The organism is Paenibacillus sp. VT-400, from assembly GCF_001029205.1.
GTDB lineage: Bacteria > Bacillota > Bacilli > Paenibacillales > Paenibacillaceae > Paenibacillus > Paenibacillus amylolyticus.
This window is the reverse complement of the sequence record NZ_LELF01000067.1, coordinates 1,423,122-1,441,564: the sequence shown is the minus strand read 5'-3', so window position 1 is coordinate 1,441,564 and position 18,443 is coordinate 1,423,122. Positions and strand designations below refer to the sequence as shown.

16 protein-coding genes are annotated in these 18,443 nt (G+C 48.5%); 3 read left to right on the top strand and 13 right to left on the bottom strand.

Features of this window, described 5'->3' with window-relative positions:
• Positions 1-102: 102 nt before the first annotated feature.
• From smc to EL84_RS17120, 11 genes are all read right to left on the bottom strand, one after another.
• Positions 103-3,672, bottom strand: coding sequence for a chromosome segregation protein SMC (smc, locus tag EL84_RS17170; RefSeq protein ID WP_047842460.1), 3,570 nt, complete (start codon positions 3,670-3,672; stop codon positions 103-105).
• Between the two features lie 218 nt (positions 3,673-3,890).
• On the bottom strand, positions 3,891-4,595 hold the full coding sequence (gene rnc / locus EL84_RS17165; protein ID WP_036670338.1) for a ribonuclease III: 705 nt from the start codon (positions 4,593-4,595) through the stop codon (positions 3,891-3,893).
• A gap of 13 nt (positions 4,596-4,608) precedes the next feature.
• Complete coding sequence (gene fabF / locus EL84_RS17160) at positions 4,609-5,847, bottom strand: beta-ketoacyl-ACP synthase II (protein WP_036609459.1); 1,239 nt, start codon at positions 5,845-5,847, stop codon at positions 4,609-4,611.
• A 177-nt stretch (positions 5,848-6,024) separates the two neighbouring features.
• A complete protein-coding gene (acpP, locus tag EL84_RS17155) occupies positions 6,025-6,258 on the bottom strand; it encodes an acyl carrier protein (RefSeq protein ID WP_024630176.1) in 234 nt (77 codons plus the stop codon).
• 152 nt (positions 6,259-6,410) lie between these two features.
• The gene (fabG, locus tag EL84_RS17150) at positions 6,411-7,160 is read right to left on the bottom strand and encodes a 3-oxoacyl-[acyl-carrier-protein] reductase (protein ID WP_017689228.1); all 750 of its coding nucleotides are present in this window, start codon (positions 7,158-7,160) and stop codon (positions 6,411-6,413) included.
• A gap of 37 nt (positions 7,161-7,197) precedes the next feature.
• Positions 7,198-8,130 carry an ACP S-malonyltransferase gene (gene fabD / locus EL84_RS17145; RefSeq protein ID WP_047842459.1) on the bottom strand — a complete coding sequence of 311 codons (933 nt, stop codon included), beginning with the start codon at positions 8,128-8,130 and terminating at the stop codon, positions 7,198-7,200.
• A 25-nt stretch (positions 8,131-8,155) separates the two neighbouring features.
• Entirely contained in the window at positions 8,156-9,145 is a 990-nt protein-coding gene (locus EL84_RS17140; RefSeq protein WP_036610885.1) for a beta-ketoacyl-ACP synthase III, read from the bottom strand.
• Positions 9,146-9,153: 8 nt separating this feature from the next.
• Positions 9,154-10,149 (bottom strand): phosphate acyltransferase PlsX, encoded by a 996-nt coding sequence (gene plsX, locus EL84_RS17135; protein ID WP_047842458.1) that lies wholly within the window; start codon positions 10,147-10,149, stop codon positions 9,154-9,156.
• Complete coding sequence (fapR, locus tag EL84_RS17130; RefSeq protein ID WP_047842457.1) at positions 10,146-10,694, bottom strand: transcription factor FapR; 549 nt, start codon at positions 10,692-10,694, stop codon at positions 10,146-10,148. The genes plsX and fapR overlap by 4 nt, the downstream gene beginning before the upstream one ends.
• 374 nt (positions 10,695-11,068) lie before the next feature.
• Positions 11,069-11,242, bottom strand: coding sequence for a 50S ribosomal protein L32 (gene rpmF / locus EL84_RS17125; protein WP_017689233.1), 174 nt, complete (start codon positions 11,240-11,242; stop codon positions 11,069-11,071).
• A 67-nt stretch (positions 11,243-11,309) separates the two neighbouring features.
• Complete coding sequence (locus tag EL84_RS17120; protein ID WP_047842456.1) at positions 11,310-11,816, bottom strand: YceD family protein; 507 nt, start codon at positions 11,814-11,816, stop codon at positions 11,310-11,312.
• Between the two features lie 463 nt (positions 11,817-12,279).
• Between EL84_RS17120 and hmpA the strand changes: the two genes are divergently transcribed.
• Both hmpA and EL84_RS17110 read left to right on the top strand, forming a co-directional pair.
• A complete protein-coding gene (hmpA, locus tag EL84_RS17115) occupies positions 12,280-13,509 on the top strand; it encodes an NO-inducible flavohemoprotein (RefSeq protein ID WP_047842455.1) in 1,230 nt (409 codons plus the stop codon).
• A gap of 219 nt (positions 13,510-13,728) precedes the next feature.
• On the top strand, positions 13,729-14,961 hold the full coding sequence (locus tag EL84_RS17110) for a nucleotidyltransferase (protein ID WP_047842454.1): 1,233 nt from the start codon (positions 13,729-13,731) through the stop codon (positions 14,959-14,961).
• Between the two features lie 367 nt (positions 14,962-15,328).
• On the opposite strand, the gene EL84_RS17105 is transcribed toward EL84_RS17110, so the two are convergent.
• Entirely contained in the window at positions 15,329-16,369 is a 1,041-nt protein-coding gene (locus tag EL84_RS17105; protein WP_047842453.1) for a SepM family pheromone-processing serine protease, read from the bottom strand.
• 251 nt (positions 16,370-16,620) lie between these two features.
• On the opposite strand from EL84_RS17105, the gene EL84_RS17100 reads away from it, so the two are divergent.
• Positions 16,621-17,958: a nucleoside recognition domain-containing protein gene (locus EL84_RS17100; protein ID WP_047842452.1), complete on the top strand. Its 1,338-nt coding sequence runs from the start codon at positions 16,621-16,623 to the stop codon at positions 17,956-17,958.
• Here EL84_RS17100 and coaD read toward each other — a convergent pair.
• Positions 17,936-18,442, bottom strand: a complete 507-nt coding sequence (gene coaD / locus EL84_RS17095; protein ID WP_085981453.1) for a pantetheine-phosphate adenylyltransferase — start codon at positions 18,440-18,442, stop codon at positions 17,936-17,938. The two genes, EL84_RS17100 and coaD, sit on opposite strands and share 23 nt — an antisense overlap.
• Between the last annotated feature and the right edge of the window lies 1 nt (position 18,443).

Here is an 18,443-nt window from a genome sequence, read left to right as displayed (position 1 = left end):
CCTCCATCGTGTACATAATCTAAGCGGTTTTGCAAAAATGCTCAATCTGAATGATTTTCAATGATTACAATGAGTTCGTTTTTCTCGCAGGTTTGGACCAGATCAGGCAATTACTGCTTCCTCATCTTCCAGTTTAACCGAAACGAGCTTGGATACTCCGCCCTCTTCCATTGTAACACCGTACAGCACATCTGCCTCTTCCATCGTACCTTTACGATGGGTAACAACGATAAACTGTGTCTGTTCGGAGAATTCACGCAAGTACTGGGCAAAACGTACCACGTTAGCTTCGTCCAATGCTGCCTCTACTTCATCCAGCACGCAGAATGGTACAGGTTTGACATGCAGAATAGCAAATAATAAAGCCATCGCCGTCAAAGCCCGCTCCCCACCGGATAACAGTTGCAGGTTTTGCAGTTTCTTGCCTGGTGGCTGAGCCACGATATCTATTCCCGTTTCAAGCAAGCGCTCCGGGTCCATCAGAACAAGGTCAGCACGTCCCCCGCCAAACAGCTTGCTAAACACGGTACCGAACTCACGGCGGATGGCATCAAACGTAATCTTGAATCGCTTCGCCATCTCGTCTTCCATTTCCCGAATAACCTGATACAACGTTGTTTTAGCTTCCACCAGGTCATTCTTCTGTTCACTCAGGAACTCGTATCGCTCATTGACTCGCTGGAACTCCTCAATCGCTCCCAGGTTCACATCACCCAGGGCGGATATACTGCGCTTCAGCTTCTGTACCTCTGCCTGTGTATGCTCCACGTCTTCCGGCACAGGATAACGCTCTTTGGCCAGTTCATAGCCCAGTTCGTATTCATCCGTCAGCTTTCGCAGTATATTTTCCAGTTCAACATCCAGCCGGTTCACGGAAATTTCCGTCTGTCGCATCTGCTCTTCCACAGCTTTTAACTGCGTGCGCTGTTCCTTCGTTTCGCTCTCTGCAAGCTCAAGCTTTTTCGACAACTCACTTCGGGCAGCACGTTTGAAGTCCAGCTCCTGGGAAGCTTCCGCTTTTTTCAGTTTGTACTGGTTCAGATCTTCAATCTGCTTAACACTCTCGGTCTGTGTTTTCTTGAGATCTGCTTCCATCGAAGCCAGCAACGTGCGATTCTGACGAAGATCTTTCACCAGCGACTCCACTTCCCGCTCCAAACGTCGCAATTGTTCCCCATTGGAGAATCGCTCCTGATCAAGCTTGCCTTCGCGCACTTTCAATTCGGTGAGTTGGCTCTGCAATTCTTCCTTCGCCGATTCATTGGCTTTCCGAGCAAACTCAGCTGCATGAATGGCACGATGAGTCACTTTTTCTTCCTCTTCAAGCTGCTCCAGCTTCTTCACAGCGACGATGCGAGCCGTATCCAGCTCTTTGATCTCTTCGGTAAATCCGCTCTTCTCCTGCCCGGCAACGGCAACCTGTTCAAGCACATGGCGAAGTTCATGCTCTACCTGTTTCATTTCCATCGAAGCCTGCTGTTCTGCATTTCGGGTATCATCACCGGACTGACGAAGTTCATCCAGTTTGTCCTGACACTGCTCCAGTTGAACTTTTACATCATCCACACTGCGATGCAGTTTCACGATTTGATTTTCCGTATCCAAAATATCCTGGTCGAGTTGGTCCAGCTGCCGTTTCCGGCTGAGCAGACTCACATTTTTCTTATGCTGGCTACCACCTGTCATGGAACCACCCGCATTGACCACGTCACCTTCAAGCGTCACAACCCGGAAACGATACTGACAGCGAGCCGCAATTTTATTAGCGACTTCCAACGTTTCGGCAATAATAACATTACCGAGCAAGCTGCCAATGATTGAAGCATATTTGGATTCGAATTGTACAAGATCAGCACCGATCCCCACAAAACCCTCCATACCTTCGATCATGGAACGTTCAGCCGCTCCAATGGCACGAGGACGAATGACATCCAAAGGCAGGAACGTTGCACGCCCCAACTGGCGTTGCTTCAGAAAAGCAATTGCCTGTCTGGAAACTGATTCATTTTCCATGACCACGTGCTGCAAGGATGCTCCCATTGCTGTTTCTACCGCAAGTTCGATCTTCTCGGGAACTTTGACAAGTTCAGCCACAGCTCCATGAACACCGCTCAGCGTACCTTTACGTGAAGCCTTGAGGACCTCCTTGACACCCAGCATGAATCCGTCAAAATCATCCTGCATCTCTTTCATCGTATCGCGGCGGGAAACTTGAGCTTCACGCTTCTGTTCCCATTTACGGACCGTACCCCGACTTTCTTCGAGCAGCTTCTGCAGCGACTGGAGTCGTTCACTTTCCGTAATATATCCACCACGCAGATCACTGATTTCTTTGCCCAAACGAACAACTTTTTTCTCAATGTCCGCTTTGCGACTTTCCAGTGTCTCTTTTTGATCTTCCCATTTGCCCGATTCCTCAGCCGCGCGATTCATTCTGCGCTCCAGCGTTTCTTTCTGCTGATCCACATAACGAATTTCATTTCGTGTCTGAGCCATCTGATTCATCAGTTCCAGCAAATTTCCTTTGAGGCTTTCCTCTTGCTGTTGACTAATGCCACCTGTAACACCGATGAGTTTGGCTTCTTCCTGGGACAACTGATTTCTCACATCATTCAGTTCATGCTCAAGTTTGCCAAACTTCTCACGCAGTGCAAGCAGCTCGGTTTCCCGTTCGCGATGTCTCTCTTCACTGGCGGCAAGCGTTACTTTGAGCTGCTCCTGATTTGTTTGCAGATGGTGGGAGCGCTCCTTGAGCAATTCTCCAAGCCCTTCACTTTTCTCTGTCGCTTCACTGAATTGCAACAAAGCGGCTTGCAGTTGCTCTGTCTCTGTTTCCAGGATACGCAGCGCATTCCGATCATTTTCCAGCTTGGCATCATGCGTAGAGACAATCGCCGCCAGTCCAACCTCTTCCTGTTTTAGCGATTGCAGGCGCTCGTTCGCCTTACTCCAGGACGCATGAATCTGTTCGATCTGGTACACATACATGGAAATTTCCTGCGATTTGAGCTGAGAACGAAGTTCCTTATAGTGGATCGCTTTCTCCGATTGTTCCTTTAGCGGTCCAATCTGATCTTCCAGTTCAGTCACCAGATCATGAATACGCAGCAAATTTTGCTCTGTCTCATCCAGTTTGCGCGTCGCATCCCGCTTGCGGGATTTATATTTAACGATACCTGAAGCTTCTTCAAAGATACCTCTGCGATCCTCTGAACGGGTACTCAGAATCTCTTCGATTCGCCCCTGTCCAATAATCGAGTAGGCTTCCTTACCGATGCCGGTATCCATAAACAACTCCGTGATATCCTTCAAACGACAAGATTGCTTGTTGATAAAATATTCACTATCTCCGCTGCGATGTACACGACGAGTCACCGTCACCTCACCGAAATCCAAAGCAAGTGCGTGATCCTCGTTATCAAGTGTTAGCGACACCTCACCGAAATTAACGGCTTTCCGTGCGTCACTACCTGCAAAGATGATATCTTCCATCTTGCCACCACGCAGCGACTTGGCACTTTGTTCCCCCAGAACCCAGCGGATTCCGTCCGATATATTACTCTTTCCACTTCCGTTCGGACCTACAACAGCCGTAATGCCACGAACGAACTCCATCTCCGTTTTGTCGGCGAATGACTTGAATCCACCCAATTCAATCCGTTTTAAAAACATAGGGTTTCTCGTCACCTCCTCTTGCAAATTTCAAGTAATGCATTCCAGCGCCTAAATAAATTGAACCAAAATAAAGTTCACTTATTTAGTTAACGATCAGGCTAACTCCCCCTGAACCTCTTTACAAAAAAAAGAGCAAAAAGCAGTCCGGCCGATTACTTCCGCCGGGGCGGACCCGCGGGCTGCTCTTTGCTCTTCGTTTGTCTATGCGCTATCGGTTAAGCTCCGGCTTCCGGAAGCTTCAGTCGATCAAGTGCTGCAGATGCAGCCTGTTGTTCCGCTTCCTTTTTGGAACGTCCTGTACCTCTGCCAAGCCTTTCTTGACCCATATGGACCTCCGAGACAAACTCACGTTCATGGGCAGGTCCCCGTTCCTCAACGATACGGTATTCCAAAGCTCCCATATTGTGATGCTGAGTAAGTTCCTGCAGTTCCGTTTTGTAATCACTCATTTGCAGCTTGCTGCCCAATACGATTAATGGGAAGACATGCTGATCAAGAAATGTCCGAACAGGCGCAAGCCCCTGATCCAGATACAATGCACCAATGAAAGATTCAAACACATCTGCCAGCAGAGCCGGCCGTGTCCGTCCTCCAGTTAGTTCCTCACCTTTACCAAGAAGTACATACTGCCCAAAACCCAACGCTTCAGCAAATTTGACGAGGGAAGGCTCACAGACAATGGATGCCCGCAGCTTAGTTAATTCACCTTCCGGACGGTTAGGATACAAATGATACAAGTACTCCGATACAGTCAGTTCCAGCACGGCATCGCCCAGAAACTCCAGACGCTCATTGTCCTGATGCTGACTGAACCGGTGTTCGTTTACATAAGAAGCATGGGTAAACGCTTGTTTTAAAAGCTGCCTGTTGTCAAATTTGATTTGAAGTTTATGTTGTAACTGCTTCAGATCTTCACTCAAACGAACTAGCCCCTTATGCTTCAAATTTTTTGAGAATAATGGTGGCATTGTGACCGCCGAATCCAAATGAATTGGACATGGCAATATTAACTTTGGTTTGACGTGGAACATTTGGTACATAATCCAGATCACATTCCGGGTCCTGATTTTCCAGATTGATCGTTGGAGCCAGTGTCTGATGTGTCAGTGACAATCCACAGATAACCGCTTCTACACCACCAGCAGCACCAAGCATGTGGCCCGTCATGGATTTAGTGGAACTCACAGCGAGCTTGTACGCATGATCACCAAACGCCTTTTTGATCGCAAGCGTTTCGGATCTGTCGCCTACAGGCGTCGAAGTTCCGTGTGCATTAATGTAGTCCACTTCTTCAGGCTCAATGCCCGCATTACGAAGTGCCATCTTCATGCAACGTGCTGCTCCGTCCGGATCTGGTTCTGTCATGTGATGTGCATCACCTGTCAGACCGTAACCGATCACTTCACCATAAATGCGTGCACCACGTTTTTGAGCATGCTCTAGGGATTCCAGAATCATAACACCAGCGCCTTCGCCCATAACAAAACCATCACGTTCTGTATCAAAAGGACGGCTTGACTTCGCAGGATCATCATTACGTGTAGACATTGCGCGCATCGCACAGAACCCTGCAAGACCCGTTGGTCTGATTGTTGCTTCCGCACCACCACAGATCATGGCATCTGCATCACCATTGGCAATCAGCTTGAAGGAATCTCCGATGGAGTGTGTACCTGTTGCACAAGCGGTAACAACGTTAATGTTAGGACCTTTGGCACCAAGGGAAATAGACATTTGGCCTGAAGCCATGTTGGAGATCATCATGGGAATAAAGAATGGGCTTACCCGTTTTGGACCTTTTTGCAATAATGCATTATGTTGGTCCTCCCACGTACCCAATCCACCAATACCTGATCCGATGGATACACCGAAACGCTCTGCATCAATATTCTCGTTAATTTTCAGACCACTGTCTTCAACGGCTTTGAAGCCGGCTGCCACAGCGAACTGTACAAAACGGTCCATTTTGCGAGCATCCTTGCGATCCATATATTCTTCCGGGTTGAAATCCTTGATCTCGGCTGCAATCTGTGTCGTGTATTCACTAACATCAAACGCCTCAATCTGAGAAATTCCGGACTTTCCTGCCATTAAACTGCCCCAGAACGTTTCCAAATCTTTTCCGAGCGATGTCATTACGCCCATTCCGGTAATTACTACTCTTTGTTTCAAACCGAGTCACCTCTATATCGACTGCATTACGCAAGTATTTTGTGGGAATATCCGCAAACAGACATCTACTCAACAAAGATAGGCCTGTTTGAGTAGAGCTGCTTGCGGAATGAGAAAAACCAATGAATGATGAGAAGTCCCGCCTGTTCGAAAACATGTGCGGGACTAAAAATGACTTTAGGTATGAGATTGTATGTAGTTTACAACTTCACCTACGGTCGTGATTTTTTCTGCATCTTCATCAGAGATTTCCAAATCAAATTCATCTTCCAATTCCATGACCAATTCCACTACATCCAAAGAATCAGCACCCAAATCTTCTTTGAAAGATGCTTCAAGTGTAACTTCAGCTTCGTCTGCGCCCAAGCGGTCGACGACGATGCGTTTTACACGCTCCAATACATCGGACATCCGGTTCACCTCCTTCTTTGGTATTATACGAGAATCGCAGGCAAAATGCCATAGAAGACATATGCGGCTCCCGGCCGGGGAACCCGGCCTTTTTCCGGCATTTCGGATCGTCCAGCGCCTGTTCCCCGACTATTGTTCAAGTCCGGGAAGAATTACATGTACATGCCACCATCGACATGCAGCGTCTGCCCTGTCATGTAAGATGAAGCCTGTGAAGCCAGGAAAGTGACTACACCGGCAATTTCATCCGGCTGACCCAAACGGGACAACGGAATACCACTTAGCATACCGTCCACCAGCTCCTGGGACAACTCTTTTGTCATATCTGTCTCAATGAAACCTGGTGCAACACAGTTAACTGTGATTCCACGAGAAGCCAGTTCACGAGCAGATGCCTTTGTCAGGCCAATGACACCTGCCTTGGCAGCAACATAGTTCGCTTGTCCAGCATTACCGAGCACACCTACAACCGAGGAGATATTGATAATTCTTCCCGACCGTTGTTTCATCATTGGACGTGTAACCGCCTTAAGGCAGTTAAACACACCTTTGAGATTGGTTTCAATAACCTGATCGAATTCTTCCTCTTTCATACGCATGATCAGATTATCACGGGTAATTCCGGCATTGTTCACCAGAATATCAACGTTGCCCCATGCTTCGAGTGTAGCTTTGACCATTTGTTCAGCTTCATCCATCAGGCCAACATTGGCTTGAAGTGTAATCGCCTTGACTCCTTTGGCACGAATCGCTTCCGCTACTTCCTCAGCTGCCGCTTGGCTACCCGCATAATTCACGGCTACGTTCGCTCCAGCTTCTGCAAGTGCCAGTGCAATACTGCGCCCAATGCCCCGCGATGCCCCGGTAACGAGTGCATTTTTACCTTCTAATGGTTTAGACATAATCATTCCTCCTTTCCCCAAATCTAATCCCTGCTAATCACTTCAACGCAATTGCCGTTGCTTCGAGCGTTTCAAGACTGTTCACATTGTACAGTTTTACGGTTTTATCTGTTTTTTTAATCAAACCGGTCAATACACTGCCAGATCCAATCTCGATGAACGTATCCACGCCTTGCTCAATAAGCCATGTCACACTGTCTTCCCATAATACAGGAGAATAGACCTGAGCTGTCAACAAATCCTGAACCTGTCCATCCTCTGCAGGTCTTGCAGTCACATTAGCGACTACAGGGACCGCTGCCGGTGAGAACGTAACGGTTTTCAGTTTCTCTGCCAGCTTCTCAGCTGCACCCTCCATCAATGAAGAGTGGAACGGACCACTTACTTCCAATGCAATGGCGCGTTTACCGCCTGCTTCTTTCACTCGTTCCGCGACAGCAGCTACGCCTTCCTTCACACCAGAAATGACGATTTGTCCCGGACAATTAATGTTGGCAAGTTCAACCGCATGACCACTTTCAGATACGTCACGGCAAAGCACCCCCAGCGCTTCCCGATCCGCACCCAACACAGCAGCCATCGCTCCTTGTCCACCCGGTACTGCCTGTTCCATATACTGACCACGTGCCCGCACAGTGCTCACTGCGTCTGCAAACGAAAGAACGCCCGCTGCCACCAGTGCACTGTATTCTCCCAGACTGTGTCCAGCCGTATAGTCAGGCTGAATTCCTTTTTCTTTGAAAGCTTCCAGCAAGGCAATACTTGCTGTCAACAGAGCCGGTTGTGTATTTGATGTCTGTTTCAACTCGGTCTCCGGTCCTTCAAATACAAGGTTGCTCAGCGAGAAACCCAATGTTTCATCTGCTGTGCGAAAAATTTCGGTTGCCGCTGGCACGGACTCATACGCGTCCTTGGCCATGCCTACAGCCTGTGATCCCTGTCCGGGAAATACAAATGCTATTTTACCCATCTCATTCATCTCCCAGATGTCTATTTTACCAAACGAGTACCGATGCACCCCATGTCAAACCGCCACCGAATCCAACCATCAGAACGGTATCTCCGGCTTTCATGCGACCTTCCTCCGCTGCTTCTACCAGAGCAAGCGGTATGGAAGCAGCCGATGTGTTTGCATACTTATCCACGTTGACTACAACCTTTTCTTCAGGAAGTTCAAGTCGTTGCATCGCAGATTGAATAATCCGAATATTCGCTTGGTGAGGAACAAACAGATCCACATCCGTACGCTCCATACCAGCCTTGCGTAATACCTCAATGGTAGCCGTCCCCATGACACGTACCGCAAACTTAAACACTTCACGACCGTTCATGTTGATGTAATGCTTTTTATTTTCAACGGTCTCTGCAGTAGCAGGCAGACGGGAACCGCCGCCTTCCATCTGAAGAAGACTACCGCCAGCACCTTCGGCACCGAGATCGAACGCTTTGAATCCGCGACCTTCCGGAACTTCACCAACGACTACCGCCCCTGCTCCATCACCAAAGAGGACACAAGTGTTACGGTCTGTATAATCCGTAATACGAGACAAGCAGTCCGCACCAATCACAAGTGCATTGTTGTACATACCGCTTTGGATGAAGCTCGTAGCACTAGCCAAACCGTATACAAATCCGGAACAAGCAGCCGACAGATCAAATGCCGCGGCACCTTTTGCACCCAATTTGTCCTGCAAGATGCAGGCTGTCGATGGGAACGAAGAATCCGGAGTAATGGTTGCAACAATAATCAGATCAAGATCACTGCCTGTCATGCCTGCAGATTCAAGGGCTTTAATAGCCGCTTCATATGCCAGATCAGAAGTTGCCTGATCGGGTGCAGCGATGTGACGCTCTTTGATTCCTGTACGACTGACGATCCACTCGTCATTGGTATCGACCATTTTCTCCAGATCGCTATTTGTCAAAATTTTCTCAGGCACATATTTCCCTGTACCAATAATCCCTACTGGGCGCAAATTATTCATATCGTCACTCACTTCCCGCTAATTTCCTTAGATATGCTCTCTACCAGCTGATTCTGCACTGCAATCCGAGCTTGGCGCACAGCATTTTTGATGGCATTGCCATCAGCAGATCCATGACTTTTCACAACCAGTCTGCTCAAACCGAGGAGTGGCGCTCCGCCATGCTCCGTATAATCCAGCTTTCGTTTCAACCCACGCAGCTCAGGCATTAGTACAGCTGCAGCCAGTTTACTTTTGAGAGAAGATGAAAATTGTTCCTTAAGCAAGGCGAAAATGGCACCTGCTGTGCCTTCCAGCGACTTCAGCAGGATATTCCCTGCAAAACCGTCACATACAAGCACATCACAAGCACCAGTCAGCACATCACGTGCCTCAACATTACCGACAAAACGAATTGGGAGTTGTTCCAGTAAAGGGTATGCATGTTTGGTCAACTCATTTCCTTTGCCTGGCTCTGTTCCTACATTGAGCAAGCCCACTCGTGGGGACTCAATGCCCTGTACTTTTTGCCGATACAAACTGCCCATCAAGCCATATTGTGCAAGGTGCTCCGGTTTGGCATCCATATTCGCTCCTAGATCCAGCGCAAGCACACCTACATCATCAATCGTTGGAATCATAGGCGCAAGCGCCGGACGTTCAATGCCTGCCATGCGACCTACAACAAGCAAACCCGCTGTCATGAGCGCTCCAGTATTGCCCGCCGAGATCATCGCGTCCGCTTCGCCCTCTTTCAGCATGCGGCCTGCGACCACCATGGAGGCATCCTTTTTGCGACGCACTGCTTTGACGGGTTCATCATCCGAACCAATAACTTCGGAAGCATGCCGGACCGTAAGATTGGCAGGTCTAACACCTGACTGACTCAAAAGAGGTTCCAGCTTGGCTTCATCGCCGATCAGGACGATCTGTGTATCCGCCCATTCCGTGGCTGCGGCAATCGCACCTTCTACCGTTGATGCAGGTGCATTGTCGCCTCCCATGGCATCAATGACGATTTTCATTCCAAATGACCTCCTTCTCCGCTGTCTTCTCCACCTGAATGGTAGATTACAAAGTTGCCTTGAAACACCATTTCTTCACCTACATAAGTGAATACTTCCACTTTGGCTTTGCCCTTTTGACCCGGAATCGATCTCACATAAGCCTTTGCAATACATTTCTCTCCCAAATGAACCGAACGGACAAAGCGAATGTCTGCTGATGCAGTCAACGCGATCTCGTCATTAATAATCGCTACAGCCAAGGAGTTGGCCTGTGCAAAGACATAGTGTCCGCGTGCAATCCCTGTTCTGGAAAACACGTGTTCTTCCTTAATCTCAAACAGGGAAATCCCGCTCTTATCCAGTTGCAGATCCACAATATCACCGATAATCTCATGCAAGGGCAACGAGCGTACCTGATCATACGAGAGCTCTGCCATCAGTTTCATCCGCTCCCGAAGTTCGGGTATTCCAAGTTCCAGCCTGTCAAGACGAATCGTCTGAATACTCACCTTCAATTGGCGTGTAAGTTCCTGATCCGTCACAAACGGGTTCTCTTCTATCATTCTGGTTAACTGCTGTTGCCTCTGTCTCTTCGGTACACGTTCGATGCCTGACACCCCCCGCTGTATCGTTTACGGAACCGTCCCGTCCGGCCAGTTCAACCATTCTTTCGTGTTGCTTCTATAGTTGCATCCCTGGTCACCAGGGTCGTTCTCAAACGGATTATGGTTCATCTATATGTAACGTCAAATCTTAGAACCTGGTACTAAACTATAGTATATCTCATCGCGTGTCAAAAAGAAAGACTGGCCTAACAAAAACAATTCACCCTTCTGGTGCAAGGATTTCATGCTTGTTAGCTCACTCTACCTACACTCTCTCTAATCCAAAAAAAGTAGCACCTCATCGAAATGAAGTGCTACTTAATGTCCAACTATTATTGAGAGATGATCTCTCTTGCTTTGTACGTTCCGCACACTTTGCACACGTGGTGACTAAGTTTAAGTTCGCCACATTGTTCACATTTCACCATGCCCGGTACAGCCAATTTAAAGTGAGTGCGACGTTTGTCGCGACGCGTCTTGGACGTTCTCCGTTGAGGTACTGCCATTATTCCCACCTCCTTATCAAAATCAACCTTTGCAGGTAGTCTTAAAATGTTCGATTTTCAATCATGCTCATTTAAAAAAATCCTTGAGCCCTGCAAGCCGCGGATCAATAACCTCGTTATCACAACCGCAGTCACCTTCGTTCAGCTCATGGCCACACTTGGGGCATAACCCTTTGCATGTATCGCTACATAGCGGTATAAACGGAAGATCCAGCAGAAAAGCTTCCTCGGCATAACCCTTCAGATCAACGCTATCTCCATCCACATAGAGCGTATCATCGTCTTCGTGTAATTCCTTTGGCTGTTTTCCCTGCTTGAATTGCTCATGAAAATCAATATGAAAATGTTCATTGATTGGCTTAAGACAACGGGAGCACAACATGTCCACTCCTACAGTCAGCTTGCCATGAACATCCACAACGTCACCTTCTCTGAATTCTGCAGATAAGTCCGCAGTCAGCGGGGTAACGGCTGTGATATCTTGTCGGTTAGAAACCAGTTCCTTGATCTCCCACTGTTCGTTAAACTTCAGGGGACCATCACTGGTAGCCACTTTGCGAAATGGCATTAACATTTCCATCACTCCAAACGAAACCAATTTCATAATTCGTATCAAACGTATCACGACAGTTATACAGGTCAAGCCTGCTTTTGTAAAGCAATAAATCCTGACTGTATGTATTCTGACGAATCTTCGTTAAAAGTATTATGAAATTGACTTAACAAACAAAAATCATTATACCGATTTTTCAAGACGTTTGTCAACACTTTTAACTTTACACCCTATTTTAAAACCAATGGCCCAGAACCGTTTACTCCATCTGGTCTATTATAGACTCACTTTAAGATAAATCACAAGTCGTCATTTTAGTTGTAGTTCCTTGCAAATAGCGGTCACATTTCGTTAACGTTTGGTGTGATCTATGTCACACAGACCCGCTTGCTCCCTATCTATACTTGCTATAAACCGAAGCACGATCAGTTTCATGACCGATTTATTATCCAACTATTTCATATTATATCGGGAGGGAAAATGTATGTTAAGCGAGCACACAATTAGAGTGATTAAATCTACAGTACCCGTACTTGAAGTCCACGGCGAAGCGATCACACGCCATTTCTATGAAACGATGTTCACAGCTCATCCGGAACTACTGAATATTTTCAATCATGCAAATCAGAAACAGGGACGACAGCAAGCCGCCCTCGCCAATATGGTATACACCGCTGCCCTGCATATCGATAATCTGTCCTCCATCCTGCCTGCCGTCCGGCAAGTTGCACATAAACATCGCAGCCTGGGTATCGTTCCCGAGCAATATGCGATTGTCGGCACCTATCTGCTTCAAGCCATCAAAGATGTACTTGGAGACGCGGCAACGGATGAAATTATCACGGCGTGGGGCGAAGCCTACAATGTCATTGCAAATGCCTTTATCGGGATCGAACAGGACATGTATACAGAAGCGGAAAACCAGACGGGTGGCTGGGAAGGATTTCGTACCTTCAAGGTTGCCAAGAAAGTGCAGGAAAGTGAAATCATCACGTCCTTTTACCTCGTTCCAGACGATGGTCAGCCCATTGCCAGTTATGAACCAGGACAATACATCAGTATCAAAATCAAACCAGAGGCACAGTCATTTACCCAGATTCGTCAGTATAGCCTTTCAGATACCCCCGGTAAACCCTACTATCGCATTTCCGTTAAACGTGAGCGAGGTGTATTAGAGCGCCCTGACGGAGTTATATCCACGTATCTCCACGATCACATTGAAGAAGGCAGTCTGGTGGAGCTATCCGCTCCTGCTGGGGACTTCACGCTGAATGCAGACGATAAACGACCTGTTGTTCTCCTGAGTGGTGGTGTCGGTCTAACGCCCATGATCAGTATGTTAAATACGCTGGTTAACTTGAATGAAAATCGTACCATTACATTTTTGCATGCAAGTCCCAATGGTCAATCGCACGCGTTCCGTGATCATGTGAACAGTGTGGCCAAACGTAATCAGGGCGTTAAAGCTTATTATTGTTATACTCAACTCGAGGATGCTGATCGTGAAAATGAATATTTTCATAAGGAAGGTTATATGGATGCGCTTCGCCAAGTGATCGATGAACTGGATTCCACTTATTATCTGTGCGGACCGGTTTCGTTCATGCGGGCAGTGTATACGGAACTTCAGGCGCTTGGTGTTGCAGCGGACAACATTCATTATGAATTTTTTGGGCCCAAAGCAAGTCTATCTCCCACGCCGGAAAGTGTCTAAAGCGTGCTGATTTATTAAGTTGAAGAAGCCGTTCTCCGATTATCGAAAATCTGTAATATACAATAGATTTGCAGGCACAGTCTGACATCTGCTGATGTTGGAATTGTGCCTTTTTCTTGTCTAAATTGGTGCATGATTTGATCTAATACATGACATCCCCTATGATGGAATGGATGTTATACATACTCGGTTATCCAATCGAAAGGAGTACGTCTAATCATGAAAGCCGTAGGCGTCATTGTTGAATATAACCCCTTGCACAATGGGCATGTCTATCATTTGCAAGAAGCTCGGCGGCTAAGCGGCGCAGACGCCGTTGTTGCGGTCATGAGCGGCCCTTTTCTCCAGCGTGGCGAACCCGCCATCGTGGGTAAAAGGGCGCGCACCGAGATGGCGCTGCACGCAGGCGCGGATCTCGTGCTTGAACTGCCGGTTGCGTACGCGGTCCAACCGGCCGAGTGGTTTGCCTTCGGTGCGGTATCGCTGCTGCACCGCACCGGCGTTGTGGACTCGCTCTGCTTTGGCAGCGAGTCCGGCGACCTGGACAGCCTGCAGCGCATTGCGCGCGTGCTGGCTGTGGAGCCCGCAGGGATGCGCGAGGACATCGCGCGCCGCCTGCGGGAAGGCGCCAGCTACCCCGCCGCGTACGCAGGCGCGGCGGCGGCGCTGGCGCCTGGCGGCGTCGATGCTCACGACGCCGCTGCACTGCTGGAGCAGCCCAACAATTCGCTTGGGCTGCACTACCTGATCGCGCTGCAACGACTTGGCAGCGCGATCCAGCCCTTTACGGCGGCGCGTACCGGTGCCGCATATCATGAGGCGACGCCCGGGCCGGGGGCGATCGCCAGTGCCACAGCCGTCCGCCGCCTGCTGATGGCGGACGGACCCGATGCCGCCGCGCCATACGTGCCGGCGGCAACCCTTGCCATTCTGCATCGCGAATGGCAAGAGGGGCGCGCTCCCATACACTGGGAGCGCTTTGCACAGCCGCTGTTGCACCTCGCGGCCACCCGCCGTGCCTCCGAGCTGGAACGCATCGCCGAAGTCACGGAAGGCCTGGAATACCGGCTGAGCCGTGCACTCGCTCAGCTCCCGGAGCCTTCAGTCGAAGCACTCCTGAATGCACTGAAGACCAAACGATACACACGCACCAAGCTCCAGCGTATGCTCGCACACCTGCTCCTGAATCACACCAAAGCCGAGTGTTCACCAGAGCAATTGGCTGCCGGACCCGGATATCTCCGAGTCCTCGGATTTAATGCTCAAGGGCAGAGCCTGCTTAAACAAATGAAGAAAACCGCATCGCTTCCTGTTGTGCTGAAACCGTCGACGTTCACACACAATCAACTTGAACTGGATATACAAGCTCAGGTTGCGTATGGGCTCGCTTGCGAGCATAAGGACACACGCAAGATGTTCAGTGACTACTATGAGTCGCCTGTGAGACTGTAATCCGCTTTTGACCATAAGGCTTCATCTCTAAGAAGCTCTTTGTACCATCATCAAACAGATCATTGATATCCATTATTCGTTACTCAACTATACAATTAAAAAATCCCCTTGCTGCACGCCGCTCAGGGCACCTCGCAACAAGGGGATTTCCTTATTCACTTCTCTTGTTCTCTTAATTCTTGTTCTCTTAATTCTTTTTCTCTTAGTTCTTTTGGGTATCTCTACCACTTTGGGTCTAGTGAGTCTATTGATCTTCTCAAATCTCTTGATCACACTTCATTCCACTGTAATCAATTATTCCGATTTTATCCGTTCTTTATCCATCCGGTTCAACGTTGGCTCGATCTCTTCCCGCCCGTTTAAAATCCTATGATTTTACGGACAAGGTTTTCAAATAAGCCAGCGCATCATCCACCGTGCTCACAGGCACAAGTTTCATTTTGGTGCCGATCTGTTCAGCCTTGGCTGCTGCTTCCTTATAGTTATCCTTCGGTACAAAGAAGATCTCCGCTTCTTTTCGATCAGCGGCTACAATCTTGTGTACTACACCACCAATGGCACCCACCACACCGTCCTTGGTAATGGTACCTGTACCCGCAATTCGATGTCCCTTGGTCAGATCTCCAGGTGTTAACTGGTTATAGATCTCCAACGTAAACATCAAGCCGGCAGACGGACCACCAACCTGAGTGTCGGTGAAGGAGATCTGTTTGTCCGGCTCTTCAGCTTTCACCTTCTGAACCGTACCAATCATTACTCCGAGTCCCGGGCGGATTTCACCTGTTTTATTGTCTTTTACCTGAATCAGTTTCACGTCCCGGCTAATCGTCTCTCCACCACGTTCCAGTTGCATTTCAACCGTATCTCCGACCTTTTTATCTTTTAACTCGGCAGAAAGCACCGTATTATCCGGCGTAGCTGTTCCGTTCACTCCCAGAATGATATCTCCCGGAGCAATGTCTCCTTCCGGTTTTGGATCTTCAGACAGTCCAAATACAAAGATATGTTCAGGTACAATAGAGTAAGTCACACCAGCCTGCTCATATGCAGCCTCCATTGCGGAGGATTGTGAGTCACTCATGAACCACACCTGTTCGGCAGAGTATTCCGCTTCGCTTTTGCCGCGCAGTCGGTCTTCCTTTTTATCCACTTGAGCATTTTTATTGAACAGAGAGGTTCCTAGCAAAAACACATTGGCATATGTTGCCGACACGGTTGTCATCATGAACACACCGTGTTCTTCCTGGTCTCCGCCCTTAACGGTTACCATTGGTTTTACTTCATCTGCACTGCCAGGCATATATATGATATACGGCGTTGGCATGTACACGGCAACATAGACGACCAGAGCCACCACGATCACAAAGATCGAAGCTCTGAATCCGCCAGATTTCCGAATCCGATTCATCGCATGAGCCTCCGTTCTTTGTATCTCTATATAAACTGAACTCTACACTAATCAGCGATCGTAATTCCATCTTGTTTGATCATTTTTTTCAAGTCTAACACTCTGGTCCTTGTGCATACAATGGTACAGGCCGGATAGGCCGCTGTATACAATAGCCTGTCCGGTCAAGGCCGAACCGCCCTTCGGGCGTCATTCGGCCGTCCATAACGATTCAGATGCCAAATCGGCGTTATCTGATATGAGGTGAAACGATGACATTACAGAGCGAGGTTAGAGATTCTGGCCCTTTACGAACGATAATTCTAAGTACCGGCGCTTTAATGTTGGTCATTGCGGTAGTTGCTTCCCCAAAAGAAGCGTTTGACGCCTCTATTCAAGGTCTGGATATATGGTGGAAAATCATCTTCCCTGCCATGCTCCCGTTCCTCATGTTATCCCAAATGCTCACTGCGTTTGGCTTCACCCACGCGATCGGCGCCTTGCTTGGACCGTTAATGCAACGCTGGTTTAGACTCCCAGGCAATGCAGGTCTGGCAATTGCCGTTGGCATGTGCGGCGGATTCCCCGCGGGAGCAGATGCGGTATCCCGTTTATTTCAGGATAGACAAATTACCGCCAAGCAGGCGGTTGTCCTTGCGGCGGCATCTCATTTTGCCAATCCAATGATGATCATACTGGTCGTTGGTGCTGCTTTTCTCCACCAGCCAGCGGCCGGATATTTTCTACTCGTGGTCCACTGGATCAGCGGCTGGATTGCTGCCATTCTTGCCACGCGTCTCCTGCCAGCACCGGGTAAACAGAAAGATAGGGTTGGCTCGACAGCCTTACAAGCAGATAAGAACTCTCTTGATTCTCAGCCTGCAAGTCCTGCAAGTTTCACAAGTCGCTCATCTGCCCCCCACCATGCTACGAACAAACGACGCAGTATATGGTCTGATATGATGATTGCAGCGAGGGAAGCACATATTCGTGATGGAAGAGGATTTGGCAAACTGCTCGGTGACACCGTATCCCAAGCTGTGCAGACCTTAATGATGACTGGGGGATACATGATCGGTTTTGCCGTATTTATCCGGTTGGTCTCCCTTTATCTAACTCCTGGGTCCTCTGCTGCGCTGTGGCCAGCCTTCTTCGAGCTTCACCTCGGCACCTATCATTTGAGCCAGACTTCATTAACACCCATGCTGCTCATGTCTCTACTTGCAGCCGTTCTGGGATGGGGTGGTTTATGCTCCCATCTGCAAGTCTCTGCTGTCTTGAAAACAACTGGTCCGGGCAGCAAATCGATGTTGTACTTTGCCGGAGTTCGTCTGACTCATGGATTAATCGCCTTTTTCATCAGTCTGTTCCTATGGATGCCGTTCAGCCGTTATAGCACAGAAGTCTGGACCACATTACAGACGAATGCAGAGCAAGACCTCTCGACACCATTTGGTTGGCTACTCATACATAGTCCAGGTAACACATACACGATCAACACCATTTGGAGCATCTTCCCTGCTGCATGCATGGGACTTGCGTTACTTCTTGCAGTCATGATTAGTCTATCAGGTCTTACCTTCTGGTTTAACCGCCGGTTTTCTCGCTGATTTTCTGACGGAGCGCAGCTTCCACTTCAGGTGAGACAAGATCTGTAACATCTCCATGATAATGAGCGATTTCTTTGACGATGCTGGAACTTAAATAGGAATACTTCGGATTTGTCATCATAAATATGGTTTCCGCATCCGGGTTCAACTTGCTATTGGTCGACGCCAATTGCAACTCGTATTCAAAATCAGTTACCGAGCGTATACCACGAACGATGACCTGAGCTTCCTTTTGCCGGACGTAATTGGCTGTCAGATCGCGGAAACTGTCCACTTCGACATTCGGTAGATGGCGGGTTACTTCCGTAATCAGTTCCTTGCGTTCCTCCACCGTAAACAGCGGATTTTTGCTCATATTGTTCAACACAGCCACAATGACGCGATCAAATTGCTTCGACGCTCTGGCGATAATATCCAGATGCCCCATCGTTACGGGATCAAAACTTCCAGGATATACGGCGATCCGTTCCTGTCGATGTATCATT